Source organism: uncultured Bradyrhizobium sp., from assembly GCF_936928535.1.
Taxonomy (GTDB): Bacteria; Pseudomonadota; Alphaproteobacteria; order Rhizobiales; family Xanthobacteraceae; genus Bradyrhizobium.
In genome coordinates this window covers 75,935-93,018 of the sequence record NZ_CAKZHY010000169.1, presented here as the reverse complement: position 1 = coordinate 93,018, position 17,084 = coordinate 75,935, and the positions used below count along the sequence as shown (strand labels likewise).

20 protein-coding genes and 1 tRNA gene are annotated in these 17,084 nt (G+C 64.1%); 8 read left to right on the top strand and 13 right to left on the bottom strand.

What is annotated here, in order from left to right:
* Positions 1-108: 108 nt before the first annotated feature.
* Together Q0687_RS32760 and Q0687_RS32755 are read right to left on the bottom strand one after the other, a co-directional pair.
* The gene (locus tag Q0687_RS32760; RefSeq protein ID WP_298886179.1) at positions 109-1,815 is read right to left on the bottom strand and encodes an FAD-dependent oxidoreductase; all 1,707 of its coding nucleotides are present in this window, start codon (positions 1,813-1,815) and stop codon (positions 109-111) included.
* A gap of 25 nt (positions 1,816-1,840) precedes the next feature.
* Complete coding sequence (locus tag Q0687_RS32755) at positions 1,841-2,029, bottom strand: hypothetical protein (RefSeq protein WP_298886036.1); 189 nt, start codon at positions 2,027-2,029, stop codon at positions 1,841-1,843.
* Positions 2,030-2,344: 315 nt separating this feature from the next.
* Between Q0687_RS32755 and Q0687_RS32750 the strand changes: the two genes are divergently transcribed.
* From Q0687_RS32750 to Q0687_RS32740, 3 genes are all read left to right on the top strand, one after another.
* A tRNA-Thr gene (locus Q0687_RS32750) sits at positions 2,345-2,419 on the top strand.
* Between the two features lie 537 nt (positions 2,420-2,956).
* Positions 2,957-3,130: a hypothetical protein gene (locus Q0687_RS32745; protein WP_298886034.1), complete on the top strand. Its 174-nt coding sequence runs from the start codon at positions 2,957-2,959 to the stop codon at positions 3,128-3,130.
* Between the two features lie 40 nt (positions 3,131-3,170).
* A complete protein-coding gene (locus Q0687_RS32740) occupies positions 3,171-4,043 on the top strand; it encodes a dienelactone hydrolase family protein (RefSeq protein WP_298886032.1) in 873 nt (290 codons plus the stop codon).
* A 217-nt stretch (positions 4,044-4,260) separates the two neighbouring features.
* Here Q0687_RS32740 and Q0687_RS32735 read toward each other — a convergent pair whose 3' ends face one another.
* The 4 genes from Q0687_RS32735 to Q0687_RS32720 form a co-directional block, all read right to left on the bottom strand.
* Positions 4,261-4,659: a hypothetical protein gene (locus Q0687_RS32735; protein ID WP_298886029.1), complete on the bottom strand. Its 399-nt coding sequence runs from the start codon at positions 4,657-4,659 to the stop codon at positions 4,261-4,263.
* Between the two features lie 85 nt (positions 4,660-4,744).
* The gene (locus tag Q0687_RS32730; protein WP_298886025.1) at positions 4,745-5,218 is read right to left on the bottom strand and encodes a cyclic nucleotide-binding domain-containing protein; all 474 of its coding nucleotides are present in this window, start codon (positions 5,216-5,218) and stop codon (positions 4,745-4,747) included.
* A 57-nt stretch (positions 5,219-5,275) separates the two neighbouring features.
* On the bottom strand, positions 5,276-5,842 hold the full coding sequence (locus Q0687_RS32725) for a ferric reductase-like transmembrane domain-containing protein (RefSeq protein WP_298886176.1): 567 nt from the start codon (positions 5,840-5,842) through the stop codon (positions 5,276-5,278).
* Positions 5,843-5,914: 72 nt separating this feature from the next.
* Entirely contained in the window at positions 5,915-6,418 is a 504-nt protein-coding gene (locus tag Q0687_RS32720) for a Twin-arginine translocation pathway signal (protein ID WP_298886022.1), read from the bottom strand.
* A gap of 184 nt (positions 6,419-6,602) precedes the next feature.
* Between Q0687_RS32720 and Q0687_RS32715 the strand changes: the two genes are divergently transcribed.
* The gene (locus Q0687_RS32715; protein WP_298886174.1) at positions 6,603-7,610 is read left to right on the top strand and encodes an LLM class flavin-dependent oxidoreductase; all 1,008 of its coding nucleotides are present in this window, start codon (positions 6,603-6,605) and stop codon (positions 7,608-7,610) included.
* Here the strand turns inward: Q0687_RS32715 and Q0687_RS32710 are convergent, their stop codons facing one another.
* The 6 genes from Q0687_RS32710 to Q0687_RS32685 all read right to left on the bottom strand — a co-directional run bounded on the left by Q0687_RS32710 (position 7,611) and on the right by Q0687_RS32685 (position 12,222).
* A complete protein-coding gene (locus Q0687_RS32710) occupies positions 7,611-8,144 on the bottom strand; it encodes a hypothetical protein (RefSeq protein ID WP_298886018.1) in 534 nt (177 codons plus the stop codon).
* A gap of 172 nt (positions 8,145-8,316) precedes the next feature.
* Complete coding sequence (locus Q0687_RS32705; protein ID WP_298886016.1) at positions 8,317-9,192, bottom strand: amidohydrolase family protein; 876 nt, start codon at positions 9,190-9,192, stop codon at positions 8,317-8,319.
* 13 nt (positions 9,193-9,205) lie between these two features.
* Entirely contained in the window at positions 9,206-9,598 is a 393-nt protein-coding gene (locus Q0687_RS32700; RefSeq protein WP_298886013.1) for a RidA family protein, read from the bottom strand.
* Positions 9,599-9,719: 121 nt separating this feature from the next.
* On the bottom strand, positions 9,720-10,580 hold the full coding sequence (locus tag Q0687_RS32695) for a fumarylacetoacetate hydrolase family protein (RefSeq protein WP_298886010.1): 861 nt from the start codon (positions 10,578-10,580) through the stop codon (positions 9,720-9,722).
* Positions 10,581-10,635: 55 nt separating this feature from the next.
* Entirely contained in the window at positions 10,636-11,253 is a 618-nt protein-coding gene (locus Q0687_RS32690) for a flavin reductase family protein (protein ID WP_298886007.1), read from the bottom strand.
* 3 nt (positions 11,254-11,256) lie between these two features.
* Positions 11,257-12,222 (bottom strand): tripartite tricarboxylate transporter substrate binding protein, encoded by a 966-nt coding sequence (locus Q0687_RS32685; protein WP_298886004.1) that lies wholly within the window; start codon positions 12,220-12,222, stop codon positions 11,257-11,259.
* 125 nt (positions 12,223-12,347) lie between these two features.
* Here Q0687_RS32685 and Q0687_RS32680 point away from each other — a divergent pair, with 125 nt between their 5' ends.
* The 4 genes from Q0687_RS32680 to Q0687_RS32665 all read left to right on the top strand — a co-directional run bounded on the left by Q0687_RS32680 (position 12,348) and on the right by Q0687_RS32665 (position 16,303).
* The gene (locus tag Q0687_RS32680; RefSeq protein WP_298886002.1) at positions 12,348-13,139 is read left to right on the top strand and encodes an IclR family transcriptional regulator; all 792 of its coding nucleotides are present in this window, start codon (positions 12,348-12,350) and stop codon (positions 13,137-13,139) included.
* 125 nt (positions 13,140-13,264) lie between these two features.
* Positions 13,265-14,560, top strand: coding sequence for an O-acetylhomoserine aminocarboxypropyltransferase (locus tag Q0687_RS32675; protein ID WP_298886000.1), 1,296 nt, complete (start codon positions 13,265-13,267; stop codon positions 14,558-14,560).
* 4 nt (positions 14,561-14,564) lie between these two features.
* Positions 14,565-15,350, top strand: coding sequence for an alpha/beta hydrolase (locus tag Q0687_RS32670; protein ID WP_298885998.1), 786 nt, complete (start codon positions 14,565-14,567; stop codon positions 15,348-15,350).
* Positions 15,351-15,571: 221 nt separating this feature from the next.
* Positions 15,572-16,303, top strand: a complete 732-nt coding sequence (locus tag Q0687_RS32665) for an SDR family NAD(P)-dependent oxidoreductase (RefSeq protein WP_298885996.1) — start codon at positions 15,572-15,574, stop codon at positions 16,301-16,303.
* A gap of 158 nt (positions 16,304-16,461) precedes the next feature.
* Here the strand turns inward: Q0687_RS32665 and Q0687_RS32660 are convergent, their stop codons facing one another.
* Positions 16,462-17,073, bottom strand: coding sequence for a pyridoxamine 5'-phosphate oxidase family protein (locus tag Q0687_RS32660; protein WP_298885994.1), 612 nt, complete (start codon positions 17,071-17,073; stop codon positions 16,462-16,464).
* Between the last annotated feature and the right edge of the window lie 11 nt (positions 17,074-17,084).

Below are 17,084 nucleotides of genomic sequence, written 5' to 3'. Positions count from 1 at the left end.
GTTGAATCTTTGTTTTCGCGCGATTGATCGCGGCGCGGCGATAGTCAGGCATCACACGGCACGATGGCAAGCCGGATTCGACTTGCCATCTGCTTGTCTTATCGTTGACTAAAGCGCCGGTTTTGCGGCGTCGCCGAGATAGCCGTGCAGGGAGGCCACGACCTGCGCGCCTTCGCCGATGGCGCCCCCGACGCGCTTGACCGAGCCGGAGCGGACATCACCGACGGCGTAGACGCCGGGCACCGAGGTCTCGAGCGGCGCCACCAGCTTGCCCTGGTTCAGCTCGGACTGCGCGCCTGTCACGACGAAGCCGCCGCGATCGAGCGTCACGCCGCAGCCGTCGAGCCAGCCGGTGGCGGGATCGGCGCCAACGAACAAGAACAGATTCTTGATGTCGGCAGAATCCTCGTCATCGGACAGCCGGCTCTTCCAGCGGATCCGCCGCAGCAGCGAGGCCTCGTCGCCTTCGAGCGCCGATATCTCGGTGTTGAACAGGAGCTCGATGTTCGGCGTCGCTTCGATGCGCTCGATGAGATAGCGCGACATGCTGGCGCCCAGGCCGCCGCCGCGGATGATCATCAGCACTTTTTTCGCGTGGCCCGACAGGAACACCGCCGCCTGTCCCGCCGAATTGCCGGCACCGACCAGAGCCACCTCTTCGCCGGCACACAGTTTTGCTTCGACCGGGGACGCCCAGTACCAGACGCCGCGGCCCTCGAACTTGTCGAGGTTGGCGGTATCAGGCCGGCGATAGCGCGCGCCGCTTGCGACCACCACCGAACGGGCGCGCAGGGGATCGCTGCCGTCGAGCGCGACGGAAAATGCCCCGTCCTTGCGCGAGCAGTCGAGCGACTTCACGGTGACAGGAATCATGATGTCGGCGCCGAACTTCTGTGCCTGGTTGAAGGCGCGCGCGGTCAACGCGAGGCCGGAAATGCCGGTCGGAAAGCCCAGATAATTTTCGATGCGCGCGCTGGCGCCAGCCTGGCCGCCGAAAGCTCTCGTATCGAGTACGGCGACCGACAACCCTTCGGACGCTGCATACACGGCGGTCGCGAGCCCCGCCGGGCCGCAGCCGACGATTGCGACGTCGTAGATGCGGTCGTTGCGCGGGCCGCCGATCATGCCGATCGCGCGCGCGAGCTCGGTTTCACCGGGGTTGCGCAGCACCTCGCCGCTGGCGGCAACCACCAGCGGCCAATCCTCCGGCTTCGGCGAATAGCGCGCGATCACTTCGGCGGCGTCGCGATCCCTGTCGGGGTCGAGCAGATGATGCGGCTGGCCGTTGCGGGTGAGAAAGCCCTGCAACCGCACCACGCCGGCCGAATGCGAGGGACCGATCAGCACGATGCCGCCGACGCCGGCCTGAAGCAGATTGACCCGGCGCAGGATCAGCGCCCGCATGATGCGCTCGCCGAGCTCGGCCTCGGCGACCAGCAGCGCGCGCAGGCGCTCCGGCGGCAACAGCAGCGTCTCGACATCGCCTTCGGCACGGCCATCGACCAGCGCCGGGCGGCCGGAAAGCTGGCCGAGTTCGGCCAGAAATTGCCCCGGCCCCTGGTCGATCAAAGGCGTGACATTGCCGAGGCCATCGCGCTGGGTGATCGCGACATGGCCCTTCAATACGACGAACATGCCCGGTCCCGGCTTGCCGGTCTCGAACAGCAGCTCACCATCCCCATAGGTGCGAAGCTCGCCGAAGTTCCTGAGGCGCTCGATCTCGGCTTCTGTGAGCGCGGGGAAGGTCTGCTCGGGGCGGGTGAAACGTGCCATCTGCGCGTTCCCATCGGTCTGGTCTTGCTCGGTCTGCCCCATGGCCACAGTCACATACTCCAAATTCCTAGATGCCGGCTTTCCCGGCGGTTCCCTCACTTGGGGAGTCCTGTTCGTTTTGCGAGGGCTCGTCGCTTGCGGCGCGTTCGCGTGCCTGCGCCTTGCGCCGCTTCAGATTCTCCCGCAGCGCCGATTTCAGGCGGTCGTCCCGCGATCCCTTCGCCTGTCTCGTGGTCTTGTCGTTCTCGTCAGCCATCACGGGTCCATACTGCAGACGGCGCTAACATGCCCAGAGAATGCGGCAGCTCAAGTGGCGCTGATGGTCCCGATCGTGCGAAACTCAAAATGGGGCGAATCCGCCGCATCAGCCAACTGGCCAGTTGGTGGGGGAAATCGGAACCAGAATCGGCGGGAAGTCGACCATTTCGGTCAAAAACAGCCGTAATACCCCCGATATCGCCCCGATTTTCTCGTTCTGGCTGATCATGCAAGCTTGCACAGCGGGGAGGCCTGTGGCAGATATCGGCCCGCTTGGTAGGGCCCTGTGGCGGCCGATTCTTATCCCAGCATTGCTGCCGTAGCTCAGTGGTAGAGCACTCCATTGGTAATGGAGAGGTCGACAGTTCAATCCTGTCTGGCAGCACCATTTCATCTTCTCACGGAATTCACCGACACTGCGCCGGTTGGCGCCCATGCCGCCTCCGCAAGACTTGACCGTAGCAACGACGGCCGGGCCCCCACGGTCTTGTCGTACGCAGCCGCGCGGCTCCGCCAAGAGGCTTCGTCGCACTACGACACGGCTTTTGCCGGGATCACGGGGTTCGGGCGCAATCCTCTCCCCGCTCCGCCCTCACATCCGCGCCGGCGCTGCTGCATCCACCGCTTCCCCAACCCACAATCGTGACGACGTACGATCGCCCCTCTCCGACGGGCCAGGACGGCCGCCGCAGCAAACCTATCCACTCCATCCGAATTGCTGGGGCAGGTTGGGAAGTCCGAACTTCTCGCCGAACATGGGTATAGCGACTGGCGATACATCATCGCAACAGCGATAACCCGAGTCGGGGTAGTTCTGATCATAGTCTTCCTCGTACAAACCCTGATGGGCCTGTACCGGTATAACACCAGGCTGATTACGTATTATAACTCGCGCCGTGATCTACTGACCTTGTGGGAAGGAGACTTGAAATCGTTGAGGGCTTTGCAAGATGTGATGTCGCCGCCAACCTTTGACTTTGGCAAAGATCCCAAACATCTGATCGAGGATGTAATCCGAGCGTTTGGCGCGCAGATGAGTAAAGCCGCGAGTGGTGCCTCTTCTCACAACGAGGAGAAGTCTAAAGGCAAAGACGATTGACCAGCTTGTAGGCGCACTAAATTGAGTCAGTGGAGCGAACTTGCGTACCGCGATCATCAAACATCTCATCCTGACCATTCTCGCAACGTTTGAACTTCCAACCATCGCCTCCGCAAGCGAGCTGGTGAAATTCGACAATGCGCCCGTCATCATGGGGCGAATCCAGCAGCAGCGTGCGCGCGAGCGCGGCGACACGCCGGCCAACGCTCCGGAGACGATCGAAGGCTATCTCTCCAGGCCCGAAGGACCCGGCCCTTTTCCCGCGGTCGTCTATCTCCACGGCTGCTCCGGGCTGCTGGACAAGACCCGCGACCGGATGGCCGAGCTGTTGACGGGCTGGCGCTACGTCTCGCTCATGGTCGACAGCTTTACGACCCGCGGCATCGAACACGCCTGTGACGCGGAGACAGTTGTCCGGCAGGGAGTCTTGCTGGCCCGGCAACGGGACGCGTTGGGCGCGCTGAGTTATCTGGCCAAGCTCGCTTATGTCGATCCGAAGCGGATCGCCGTCGTCGGGTCGTCGCAGGGTGGCATCGTCGCGTTGCAGACGGCCTCGACCCGTTCGGGCGATTATTTTGCCGTTCCGGACGGTGTGAAGTTCAAGGCCGCTGTCGCCTACTATCCCCTATGCGGCTTTGCCACCGACCAGTTGACCATTCCGACCGCGATCCTGATCGGTGCTCTCGACGATTGGAGTCCGGCCAGGGATTGTGAACGCCTGATGGAACGGCGCGCGGGCAAGGGAGCACGCGTCAGGCTGGCGATCTATCCCGGCGCCTATCACGCCTTTGATGCGCCTGATCTCGCCGAGGGAACGCGGCTGTTCGGCCACTGGCTGAAATACGATGCGAATGCAGCGTCGCTTTCGATCCGGGACATGCATGATTTCCTGGCAACCGAGCTGAACGAATAGACCGTCCAGGTAAGGTTAATTCTTCCTTTCGATTGTCGGTAAAATTTTATCTATTACCGTGCTCGTCATTCGAGACGAACCGGGGGCTTCCGATAGTGTTTGCGTTTTGCCTGATTGTGACTGGGACTGCTTTGCTTCTCTCCGGCCTGGTTGCCCTCGGCCTTCATCGAAACTCGCTGCACTCGTTGGCGCTGCTGTAGCCGCGCCAGCCTGGCTGTCACCGAGTGTTTGGCGCATCGCCGCAGACCAATTGATGCACCTTCGCTTCAAAGATTTGGGTGCGCTTCAGGTCCATGTTCGTTAGCACCTCGACGACCTTGGGGGCGCAGTCGAAGTGAAGCTCGAACAGGTTACTCTTGTTGAAGGTGTCTCCATCGATGATGTAGGCGGCGGCGTAACGAGCGGACTTCCTGCTCAAATCAACGGCGAATTTGGCGCCGTCATCGACGCTCATGATCTGCCAATCCGGCCTTACGAGCTTGCCCCGCCAGTTGATGTAGCCATCACGCCATAGAAGTGGCGGCGTCCGTGGTGTCGTGCGATCTGGTGACTGAGCCCAGATGTCCGACGGCAACGTCGCTAGAACAACAATGAGGGCCTTGATACCGGACTTCATCGAGTGCACTCGCGTGGCAGCAAGACTTTCATGCTCGTAGCTGGCATGATGGGTTTCGCGAGGGCTCAACCTGTCCTAAGCAACGTCAATCGTCGCCCGACTGATGTCCCGTGATGCGATTGTCGGCGCGGCGCAGCCGTCGGCACAGTTCGCGATTGATGTTTTGCAGCACGATCACATAGGCGTGGATGTCGGCCTTGTAGCAGGCGTAGAGTTTTTGGGCGGTCAGCTCGTACAGCACGGTTTCGCTCTCCGCAACGACAGTGGCGGAGCGGTTTTGCATTTCGATCAGCGTCATCTCGCCGAAGAAGTCGCCTCGCTCCAGGACGGAGATCGGGATGACACTTCCCGAACTGGCCCGCTTGCTGACCGCGAGCCGGCCGGACTGGACGATGAACATCGAGCGTCCCGGTTCGCCTTCCGCCACGATGGTGGCGCCGGCCTCGAAGCGGCACTCGACCAGCATCGTAACAAGCAGATCGAGGCTTGCGTCGGTGAGGCCGCCGAAGAACGGCGTCGCGAGCAGGAATGCTTTCAGATCGGGGCTATTGGCAGTCATTGCGCGAAGATACGCCCCGGCTTTACCCGCGACAAGCAGGGCACAGATCGGCCGGGTTCACTGCTGCGCAATGCTCTCGCCGCGCAAGGCGCGCCTCCGCCAGAGATCGACCATGACCTTGACGGTCGCGACAACGACGAGCACGCACAGCGCCGCCTTCGAGACGGTCTCCATCGTTCTCTCGATCAGCAGGCAATGCACCACGCTGCAGGCGACGATGACGATCGCGAGCGGGATATGAATGAAGCGCCAGGTGCGCAGGCGCAATCCCAGGCGCCGGCGCAGGGCCGCCAGCAACGCGACCGCGAAGATCGCCCACATCGCGATCACGCCGAAGGGGGAGAACGGCGTCGGCGATGAGAAGGTCAGCGCGTCGATCATGTCGGGCGGGCTGGTGAACCAGAGGCCGGCGACATGGATCACGATCGCGAAGGCGAGCGCGCCGCCGATCCACTGATGGATGCGCCTGCTGCGATACGCCGATAGTCCGGGCAGAACGCCGCCGATCAGCAGCGGCTGCACCAGCACGAGACCCAGCGCGATGATGCCGGCGAAGCCGGCGAGGATGTAGACCGGACCGCGCCATGCGAGCTGCTCGCTTGTCGCTGCGAGCGCAATCGGCATGCCGATGGCCACTGCAAGGGCGGCCCAGATCAGGAATCTCTGTTGCCCTTGCACGTGCACCTGCAACGCGGGTCAGGCCGGCTGAAGCACGAAGTGCGCCTTGAGGCTGGTGTCCTTTGCGCTTCGCATGATCGGCCGCAGGAAGACAGTCTTGAACTCACCGCTGTCATAGGCGAGGTGGCCATGCGGCTGGCCGAAGATCGGGATGATCTGCGGCATCTCGAGCCGGAACGCGCCGTCCTTGTCGGTGAGCGTGGCGCCGTGGCTTTGCGGCTCGTGCTCCTGGCCTTCGACCGTGTGTGCCCAGATCTGGATGCGCTGGCCGGCCAACGGCGCCCCATCGCCGGCGCGGCGCACGGTGCCGCTCATCCAGAAGCCGCCCTTGCCGATCCGTTCCACAATCGGCGCGCCCTTGCGATAATTGTTGGCGCCGCCGGTCATCGATTCCGTCGGCGTGAGACCTTCCGCGCGCGCGGGCAGCAGCAGACCGGAGGTGCCGGCTGCGAGGACGCCTGATGCCAAGACCGAGCCGCCGGCAATGAGGAGGTTGCGACGATTGAGTGCGAGAGGGGTCATGTCTGTCCTCCTGGCGATGGTGGCGCTGCAGGGAAGGTACTACAACACGCGCGAAACGCCCAGCTGAGACGAAGGACCCCATGGGGCGCCATAACAGGGTTGTGAAGGGTGCTCTACCCATCCTGCGCCGTGACACTACATGTTGCTGTTCAACGCGCAGAATCCCCACTTCGGCAGCTCCCACATGATCCCCTTCTCCGTGCTCGACCTCGCGCCCATCAAACAGGGCTCCGACGCCGCGCAGGCGTTCCGCAATTCGCTCGATCTCGCCCAACATGCCGAACGCTGGCGCTTCAAGCGGTTCTGGCTCGCCGAACATCACAACATGACGGGGATTGCGAGCGCGGCGACCTCGGTGGTAATCGGACACGTTGCGGGTGGCACGAAAACGATCCGCGTCGGGTCCGGCGGCGTGATGCTGCCGAACCATTCGCCGCTGGTGATCGCCGAGCAGTTCGGCACGCTGGAGTCGCTTTATCCCGGCCGGATCGATCTCGGCCTCGGCCGTGCGCCGGGCACCGACCAGCTCACGGCGCGGGCGATGCGGCGCGACCTTGCGACGGCGGCTGAAAACTTTCCGCATGACGTGCTGGAATTGCAGGCGCTGCTCGGTGACGTCAAACCAAACCAGGCGATCCGTGCCGTGCCCGGCATGGGGACGAAGGTGCCGCTGTGGATCCTCGGCTCCAGCATGTTCGGCGCGCAGCTTGCGGCCATGCTCGGCCTGCCTTTCGCTTTCGCCTCGCATTTCGCGCCGCAGATGCTGATGCCGGCCCTGCGCGAATACCGGGCGCGGTTCGAGCCGTCGGCGCAGTTGGCAAAGCCCTATGCCATGGTCGCCGTCAACGTGTTCGCCGCCGACAGCGATGCCGAGGCGCAGCGCATGTTCACCTCGCTGCAGCAGCAGTTCATCAATCTGCGCCGCGGTATGCCCGGACCCTTGCCGCCACCGGTCGACGACATGGACGCGCTGTGGTCGCCGGCCGAGAAGGCAGGCGTCGCGCAGGCGCTGGCGATTTCGGCCATCGGCTCGCCCGGAGTGGTCGAAGAGAAGCTAAAGGCGCTGATCGCCGACACCGCGGCGGACGAGCTGATCACCACAGGCCAGATCTACGATCACGCCGCACGGCTGCGCTCGTTCGAGATCGCGGCCGACGTGCGAGATCGACTGGCGGGACAGACGGCGCTGTGATCATTGGCCGAACACGTTGCCCTGGCGGACCTGGCAAGACGTGTTGATCACCTCGATGCGAACGAGTTCGATCGGCCGATGGGACGTCAGTCCGGGATAACGGATCGGCCCGCGGCCTTCCTTGCCGTGAATGACGCGAAGCGAGCAGGAGGACGCATCGTCGCCGAACGAGACGACGATGCGCCTTGCACCGGAGCCTGCGAACTTCTGGTCGGCAGCGATGCTGCGTCCTTCGAAACGCCAGTTCAGCACCGACCTTCCCTCGCCCGAGACGGCTGAATTGACCAGTCGGTTGTTTTTGCCTTTCGCGACCCTGTTGAAGCGGCTGAAGAACCGGCCCTGCTCGCTGATGTAGAGCTGGATCTGCGATGTCTGATAGCCCGGCTTTTCCGCACCGGTATCCAGGAATTTTTCAACTCGGTTGTCCGTCCAGGAAAGATCGACGGAAATACCACGCAGAGGTGCCGGTGCGGCCGAGGAAGGGCTTCCCGTCGGAGACAACAGCCCCAGACATGCGACAACCAGCCGTGCCATCCACTTCATCACCTTGCCCCTGTCCCACGATATCGCGCGCCGGCGGCGACGTCCTGTCACAGCATTGCTGCAACGCCTGGTTGAAGCGGGCACAATCGCCGAAACCTCGCGCTGGGGCAAGTGCGTTCAGCGGTCGATCGTGAGGATCGGCGCTGCGTCCGCGCGTCGCAGCTCAATCCGGAAAGCCGAACAACTTCGCCGGATTGTGCACCAGGATTTTCTCCAGGGTCGCCTGGTCGGGCGCGTAGCGATACATCAACTCGAGTAGATCGGCATCGTTCGGCGGCTGCTTGACGGAGACCGGATGCGGCCAGTCGCTGGCCCAGACGCAGCGATCGACCGCGGCCTCGATATAGGCGCGCGCAATCGGGATCACGTCGTCATAGGGCGGCCCCTGCTGCGAGGTCTTCTCGCCGAGCGACAGCATGACCCAGAAATTACCCTTCGTGAGCAGCTCCAGCATCTTGCGCAGGTTCGGATCGTCCTTGCCATGCGAAGGCACGGGCCGCGCCATGTGGTCGATCAGCACCGGCACGTCGAGATTTTCGTATTTCGCCACACTGGAGACGATGCCGTCTTTCTCCGGCTGGATCTTGACGTACCAGCCGAGCTCGCGGATGCGCGCAATCGCACGGGCGAAATCGGCGTCCGACAGCACTGCGCCGAGCTCCTGGCGAAAGCTGAAACGGGCGCCGCGAACGCCCGCGTCGTGCAGCTTGGCGAGATAGACATCGCTCGCTTCCGCAAACACCAGGGCGTTGGCACAGCCGCGATAGTTCGGACCCATCGCAGCGAGGCCGTCGAGCACGACGGAATGGTCCGCACCATAGGTCGTGGTCTGCACGATGATGCCGCGCTCGATGCCAAGCGCTCTGTGCATGCGCAATGCCGCTTCCCAGGTCGCTGATGGCATGCGGTAAGCCGCCCCCGGACGCTCCGGATATTTGTCCACGGGACCGAGCACGTGAAACTGGCTGTCGATGGTTTTGGGGGGCGGCGGCTTGCTCGGGCGGCGCGGGTTCAGGTCGAACGGCAGATAGGTGGGCATGCGCAGCGCTCCCTCAGTCGATCACGGCGGTGAAGTCGCACTGGACCAGCGCGCCGCCATCCATGACGTCCATCGGCAGGGCGTGACGCGCGGGCCGCGAGTGCTCGTCCGGAAACATCTTGAGCCATTCGACATTCACCGGGCCGCGTTGCGAGCGGTCCTTCAGCCACACGGTCATCTTGATGATGTCGTCAGTGGTGCCGCCGGCCGCCTCCACCGTCGCCTTCATATGCGCGAACATGTTGACGCATTGGGCATCCAGGTCTTCGGGCATCACGCCGGCCGCGTCGCGGCCGAGGATGACGCCTGACATCACGAGATTCCCGATCCGGCAGGCATTCGGAATCGGATTGGCGTGCTTGAAGCCGCCGATATGGATGCTCCTGCGCCGCGTTGAGCCCGTCATGGTGCGCTCCCTCTTATTGTTGATTCAAACAAACTGGCACGACACGGAGCCGAAGGCTGGTGCGCTCGGCATCATCGAGGCGTGCGGCAAGGCGCTCAATCGTGGCAGCATCGAGCATGGTCTATTGCTCCGCGGCCACAGTGTTGCGCAGCACGCCGATGCGGCTCGATTCGACCTCGACGACATCGCCGACTCGCAGCCAGCGCGGCGGATCGAAGCGGGCGCCTGCCCCCGTCGGCGTGCCCGTCACGATCATGTCGCCGGGCTTCAGCGTCGCAAACGTCGAGAGATAGGCGATCAGGAAATCGAACGGGAACATCAGCCGTTCGGTCGTATCCTGCTGCCGTACCTCACCGTTGACGCGCGTGATGATATCATGCGGTCCGCGCGGATCGAGCTCGTCGGACGTGACGATCCACGGGCCGATGCTGCCGGAGCGGTCAAAGTTCTTGCCCTGGGTGACGTTGAACTTGCCGTGGCGCAGCCAGTCGCGGATTGTGCCCTCGTTGCAGAGCGTCATGCCGAAGATGTGCGACCACGCCTGTTCGCGCTTGATGTGACGGCCGCCCTGCCCGATCACGATGACGAGCTCGCCTTCATAATCGAGCTGCTCGGAGACCTCAGGCTTCTCGAGCGGCTGGCCGGAGCCTGTCATCGACGACATGCTGCGGACGAACAGGCTCGGATATTTGGGCAGGTCCGAATTGTCCTTGTATTCGGCATTGCGCTCCGCGTAGTTGACGCCGATGCACCAGAGCTTCTCCGGCGCCAGCACCGGCGGCAGCAGCGTGAGCTCGTCCAGCGCATAGTCCGGCTCTTGGCCAGCCACGGCCTGCTGCGCGTTGGCAAGCGCATTGGCGGCGATCAACGCCTTCACATCGCGGAAGTCACGGCCGATCCGTTTGGTGAGATCCACCACGCCGCCTTCGACCAACGCCCCGTAGCGCGGCTCGCCGTCCAGCAGATAACTCAGGAGTCGCATTGTCATTTCCTCCGATGATCTCGACGCGGCCCGGCCGACCAATGCCCCCGCGCACTCAGTCTTTCGACTTGGGCGTCTGGAACACGGTATTCAGCGTCACGATCTCGCCGAGGCGGGCATAGCGCGGACCGCCGATGCGGGCGATCGGGTCGAGCGCCTTGGTGTCGACCTTGCCGTCGTTCACGAGGCCATCGCGGATGTGGAACATCACGACCTCGCCGACGATCAGCCGGCTCCTGGCATCGCCGAATTCGAGACACTGACGGAAGTGGCACTCCATTGCGACCGGCGCGGCCGCGAGCCGGCGCACCTTGATGCGCTCGCACGGCAACGTCTCGAGGCCAAGATGCTCGACCTCGCTGATCTCGGGCGGGTGCTCGACGGAGCTGTCGTGCACCGCTGACATCAGCGGCATATCGGCGATGTGGATGACATATTCCTCGGTGTCGAGGATGTTGTGCGCGGTGTCCTTGTAGTCGGCGCCCTTGCGGCCGACGCTGATGGCCAGCATCGGCGGCTTCTGCGAGACGAAGGTGAAGGCGCTGAACGGCGCAAGGTTGAGTACGCCGGAGCGCGACAGGCTGGTCACCCAGGCGATCGGACGGGGCACCACGATGCCGGTCATCAGCCGGTAGATGCGCTCCGCGCCAAGCTCGGTCGGGTCGATCTGCATCGTTCAGTCAGCCTTGATGTTGGCCTTGCGCACGATCGGAATCCATTTGGCGTCCTCGCGCTCGAGATAGGCCCTGAACTCGTCAGGCGTCATCGCGACGGCTTCGCCGCCAAGCTTGTCGAACCTGTCGATCACGCCGGGATCCCTGAGGATCGCAACCAGCGTCTCCTGCAGCTTCTCCACGACAGGCGCCGGTGTGCCCGCTGGCGCGAACAGGCCGGTAAAAGTCTGGGCGTCAAAGTCCTTGTAACCGAGTTCAGTGAAGGTCGGCACGTCAGGCAGCGACGTCAGGCGATGCGCGCTGGTGACGGCGAGCGCGCGGAACAGGCCCGCCTTGATGTGCTGGAGGCTGACCGTGAGCTGGTCGAAGGCGAACTGCACCTGGCCGCCGAGCAGATCGTTGATCGCGGGCGCATTGCCGCGGTAGTGCGCGGTGACCCATTGCAGATCGAGACTCGACTGCATCAGCTCGCTGAGCAGATGGTTGGTGGTACCGGGACCGGGCGAGGCCATGGTCAGCTTGCCGGGCTCGCGCTTGGCAAGATCGACGAACTCCTTGAAGGTCGTCGCCTGCACCGACGGATGCACCTCGAGCACCAGCGGCGTCATCGAGATGGTGGAGATCGGCAGGAAGTCCTTCTTCCAGACATAAGCGGCGCGCTTGTTGATTTCGGGCGCGAACAGCACGGGACCGTTGGCGCCGACGAACAGGGTATAGCCATCAGGCGCCGATTTGGCGAAGGCCTCACCCGCGATCATGCCGCCGGCGCCGGCCTTGTTCTCGATGATGAAGGGCTGGCCGAGCTTTTCCTGCAACTTGTCGGCAATGATGCGCGCGGCGCTGTCCACATTGCCGCCGGCCGGATAAGGCACGATCAGCTTGACGCTGCGCGCCGGCCATTGCTCGGCCGATGCGGGCCCCGCCAGCATCGCCGTGATCGCGGCCACCGCCATCCAGAGCGATCTCATCCCAACCTCCCAGCGCTTCCAACTCCAGGCCGGGTGCCGTGACGTCGCGCACAGCATCCCTGACGGAGCCATCTTCAGATGCACCCTTTACCAGTCCAGCGAATTGTGGCGTTCTTGTCCATATTATGGACAGGACATCCCCGAGAGCGCGGGTTAGGGAACCGCGACAAGGCGCGCAGGCGATCCGGCGCGCATTGTCGGTGCTGCGTATTCTTGCCGCAGGGCGCGAGGACGGGATACCATTGGCCGAGGTGGTGCGGACAACCGGTCTGACGCGGCCGACCGTGCATCGCATCGTCCATGTGCTGATCGAGGAAGGCATCGTCGAACGGCACGACAAAACCGGCCGCTACGCGATCGGCAACCAGGTGCCGGAGCTGGCGCTCGCACGCCCCCGCCCCTCGCCGCTTTTGGTTGCGGCAGGGCCATCGCTGCGCCGCGCCTCCGCCGAGATCGGCGACACGCTGTTCCTGACGGTGCGGACCGGCAACGACACGCTGTGCGTCGATCGCAGGATCGGCGCCTATCCGATCCAGGTGCTGTCGATCGAGGTCGGCGCGCGCCGTCCGCTCGGCGTCTCCAGCGCCGGCGTCGCCATCCTCGCCGCGCTGCCGGCGCCGGACGCGCGCAAAATCGTCGCGGCGAATGAAAAGCGGTTCGAAGGCTATCGCACCGATGTCGCGACGGTGCTTGGCGAGGTCACCGCTGCGCGACGGCTGGGATACGGCATGCGGGAGATCGGTCTGGTGCAAGGCACGAAATCGATCTCGACCTGGATCAAGACCCCGGACGGACGGCCCGCGGCGGCGATGACCGTCTCGGCCGTTCGAACGAGACTCGGGCCAAGGCGCGAGCAGGAGGTCGCGGAGATTCTGCTGCGCGAGACGCGCGTGATCGAGCAGGCGATTCGCGGTTAGTTCGCCTCTCCCGTAAGAACGGGGCAAGGGAGCGCACCGTCCTCGCCGCGCTGTCAATGGCTGACTTCCAACGCCATTCTGTGGCACAAGAACCGCCATCCGACGACCGACCAACGAGGCCATGCATGCCCGCGCCAAAACCGCCCGCCTTCGAGACCCTGAGCCTGCATGCGGGCCAGCATCCGGATCCCGCGACCGGGGCACGCGCCGTGCCGATCTACCAGACCACGTCCTACGTGTTCCAGGACTCTGACCACGCCGCGGCGCTGTTCAACCTCGAGCGCGCCGGCCACATCTATACGCGCATCTCCAATCCGACCACCGGCGTGCTGGAGGAACGGCTCGCAGCGTTGGAAGGCGGTGTCGGCGCGATCTGCACCGCGAGCGGCATGGCCGCGCTGCATCTGGCCATCGCGACGCTGCTCAATGCCGGCGACCATATCGTGGCGTCGAGCTCGCTCTATGGCGGCACCATCAACCTGCTGGCACATACGCTGCCGCGCTTCGGCATCACCACGACTTTCGTGAAGCCGCGCGATCATGAAGCGTTCCGAACGGCGATCAAGCCGAACACGAAGCTCGTGATCGGCGAGACCATCGGCAATCCCGGGCTGGAAGTGCTGGATATCCCCAAGGTCGCCGCGATCGCGCACGAGGCCAAAATTCCGCTGCTGATCGACAACACCTTTGCGACGCCCTATCTCAGCCGTCCGATCGAGCTTGGCGCCGACATCGTCATGCATTCGGCGACCAAATGGATCGGCGGCCACGGCATCGCCATCGGCGGCGCCATCGTCGATGGCGGCCGGTTCGACTGGCGCGCCTCCGGAAAATTCGGCGTACTGACCGAGCCCTATGCAGGCTATCACGGCATCGTCTTCGACGAGCAGTTCGGCACGGCCGCCTTCATCATGCGCGCCCGCACCGAGGGCCTGCGCGATTTCGGCGCCTGCCTGTCGCCGACCAATGCGTTCCAACTGCTGCAAGGCGTCGAGACGCTGGGCGTTCGCATGGACCGGCACATGCAGAACACGCATCTCGTGCTGGAGGCGCTGAAGTCCAACAAGGCGGTCGACTGGGTGCTGCATCCCTCGCTCGAGGATCACACGGATTATCAGCTTGCCAAGACGTTGCTGCCGCGCGGCGCAGGCTCGATCATCTCCTTCGGCATCAAGGGCGGCCGGCCCGCGGGCCGCAAGTTCATCGAGTCCCTGCGCATGATCAGCCATCTCGCCAATGTGGGCGATGCCAAGACGCTGGTGATCCACCCCGCCTCGACCACGCATCAGCAGATGGACGCCGAGCAGCTCAAGGCCGCCGGCATCGGCGAGGAGCTGGTGCGGTTGTCGGTCGGTATCGAGACGGCCAGCGACATAATCGACGATCTCGCGCAGGCGCTGCGCATCTCGCAGAAGGTCTGACGCCATGAAGCTTTCCGTCAACGGCACCGATGTTTTTGCCGCAACCGGCGGCCGCGACTTCGACAAGTCGCTGCCCACGGTCGTCTTCCTTCACGGCGCCGGCTTCGACCATTCGACCTGGGCGCTGCATACCCGATGGTTTGCCCATCACGGATTTGGCGTGCTGGCGCCTGATCTGCCCGGCCACGGCCGCTCGGCCGGCCCCTCGCTCGGAAGCATCGCGGAGATGGCGGATTGGACCGCTGCGCTGCTCGATGCTGCCGGCAGCGCCAAGGCGCATCTCATCGGCCATTCCATGGGATCGCTGATCTCGCTGGAGACCGCGGCGCGCCACCCGGGCAAGGTCTCGGCGCTGAGCCTGATCGGCACGGCGGCGACCATGACGGTCGGGCCGGATCTGCTGAAAGCCGCCGAGGCGAACTCGCAGGACGCCAACGACATGGTCTCGATCTGGGGCCTTGGCTTCAACGCCGAGCTCGGCGGCAGCCTCGCGCCGGGCCTGTGGATGCATGGCGGAGCGCAGGCGGTGCTGCAAGCTTGCGAGCCGGGCGTGCTGTTCAGGGATCTGTCAGCCTGCAATGCGTATGCAAACGCGCTTCAAGCGGCTGCGAGCGTGAAGGTGCCGACCACCCTGATCCTTGGCGAGCGGGACATGATGACCCCCGCGAAATCAGGCAAGGCGCTTGCGGCGGCAATCCCGCACGCGAAGACCGTCGTGGTGCCGGGCGCCGGCCACATGATCATGGCCGAACGCCCGGATGAACTGCTGGCGGCATTGACGGGCCGATAGGATCCATCTTCCGCTTGCGCGTTGCGCTGCAAAGAAGGCGGCATGCACCACTGCGCGCCGCAAGGGTTGATCCGCCTCACCGCTCGCGCTCAGATACGAAAGACAGAGCATTCGCGCACGCAGCAGCAGGCGGATTCATCTCGCGATGAGTTCAACACCGCCCCTCAGCCGACCGTGATACGCTTTGATCGACCGCGAGCAGAACAACGGGAGATCAGGAGATGACCAATGATCTGAAAGGCCGCGTGGCGCTTGTCACCGGCGGCTCCCGCGGAATTGGCGCTGCCGTCTGTCGCGCGCTGGCCGCATCAGGCGCCGCCGTGGCGATCAATTGCCGCGAGCAGATCGGGCAAGCCGAGAAGCTGGCGGGGCAGATCGGCCAGCAGGGCGGCCGTGCCATCGTCGCCGCCGCTGACGTCTCGCAAGCCGGGGCCGTGGCCGACATGGTCGAGCGCGTCATCGCTGGGCTCGGGCCCATCGACATCCTCGTCAACAATGCCGGCATCGCCATCACCCGCGGGATCGACGATCTCACCGAAGACGATTTCGACCGTACCATTCTGGTCAATCTGAAATCCGCTTTCCTTTGCACTCAGGCCGTGCTGCCGTCGATGCGTGTGCGAAAGTGGGGCCGCATCGTCAACATCTCCTCCGGTGCTGCGCGCGGCGCCGGCTCGATCGGCCCGCACTACAATGCCTCCAAGGCCGGCATGGAGGGCCTGACGCGAGGCTACGCTGCGCGGCTGGTGAAGGAGGGCATCACCGTCAATGCGGTCGCGCCGTCGCTGATCGAGACCGACATGATGAGTGGCCAGCCGCAACTCGTCAGCCGCATCCCGATCGGCCGCTTCGGCACGGCTGACGAGGTGGCGAAGGCCGTGATGTTGCTGGTCGACAATGCGTATATGACGGGGCAGACCATCGCGCTCAGCGGCGGGATGGCGTTTAATTGAGGGCGGCACGTTCTTCCTTCTCCCCTTGTGGGAGAAGGTGGCGCGAAGCGCCGGATGAGGGGTTCTCGCCGCGCGAATATTTTTCGTGAGGAGACGTACCCTCACCCGTCGCGCCGCTTTGCGGCGAGCCACCCACAAGGGGAGAGGGTAAGGCGGACTCACCACATCGTCGCGGCGGCGCGCTCCGGCCACGTACGATCATACCCCGCGCCGCCGACCTTGTTGTCACTCATCTCCGCGAGGATCTGCCCCGGCGTCGGCAAGCTCTTCGGATCGACGCGTCTGTCGGGATTCCAGAGATCGGCGCGGACGATGGCGCGGGCGCACTGGAAGTATATTTCGTCGACCCTCATCACCATGACACTGCGCGGCGCCTTGCCCTCGACCTTGAACGAAGCCAGCAACGCAGGATCGACAGACAGATGCGCTCGGCCGTTGGCACGGACCGCGTTGCCGGAGCCGGGGATCACGAACATCAGAGACACGCGGGGGTCACGCACGATGTTGCGCAGGGAATCGATCCGGTTGTTGCCGCGGCGATCCGGCAGCATCAACGTCTTGGGGTCGTGGATGCGGACAAAGCCGGGCAGATCGCCGCGCGGCGAGCAATCGATCCCGTCGGGGCCGATGGTGGCGAGCGCCGCAAACGGTGCCTTCTCGATGAAGATGCGGTAGAGCGGAGTGACATGGTCGGCGACTTTCACGGTCGAGGCGTCGTTGGTGGCGCCGTAGATGGCTTCCAGCTGTTCAACCGTTTCGATCACCGACATTCCAGTCTCCT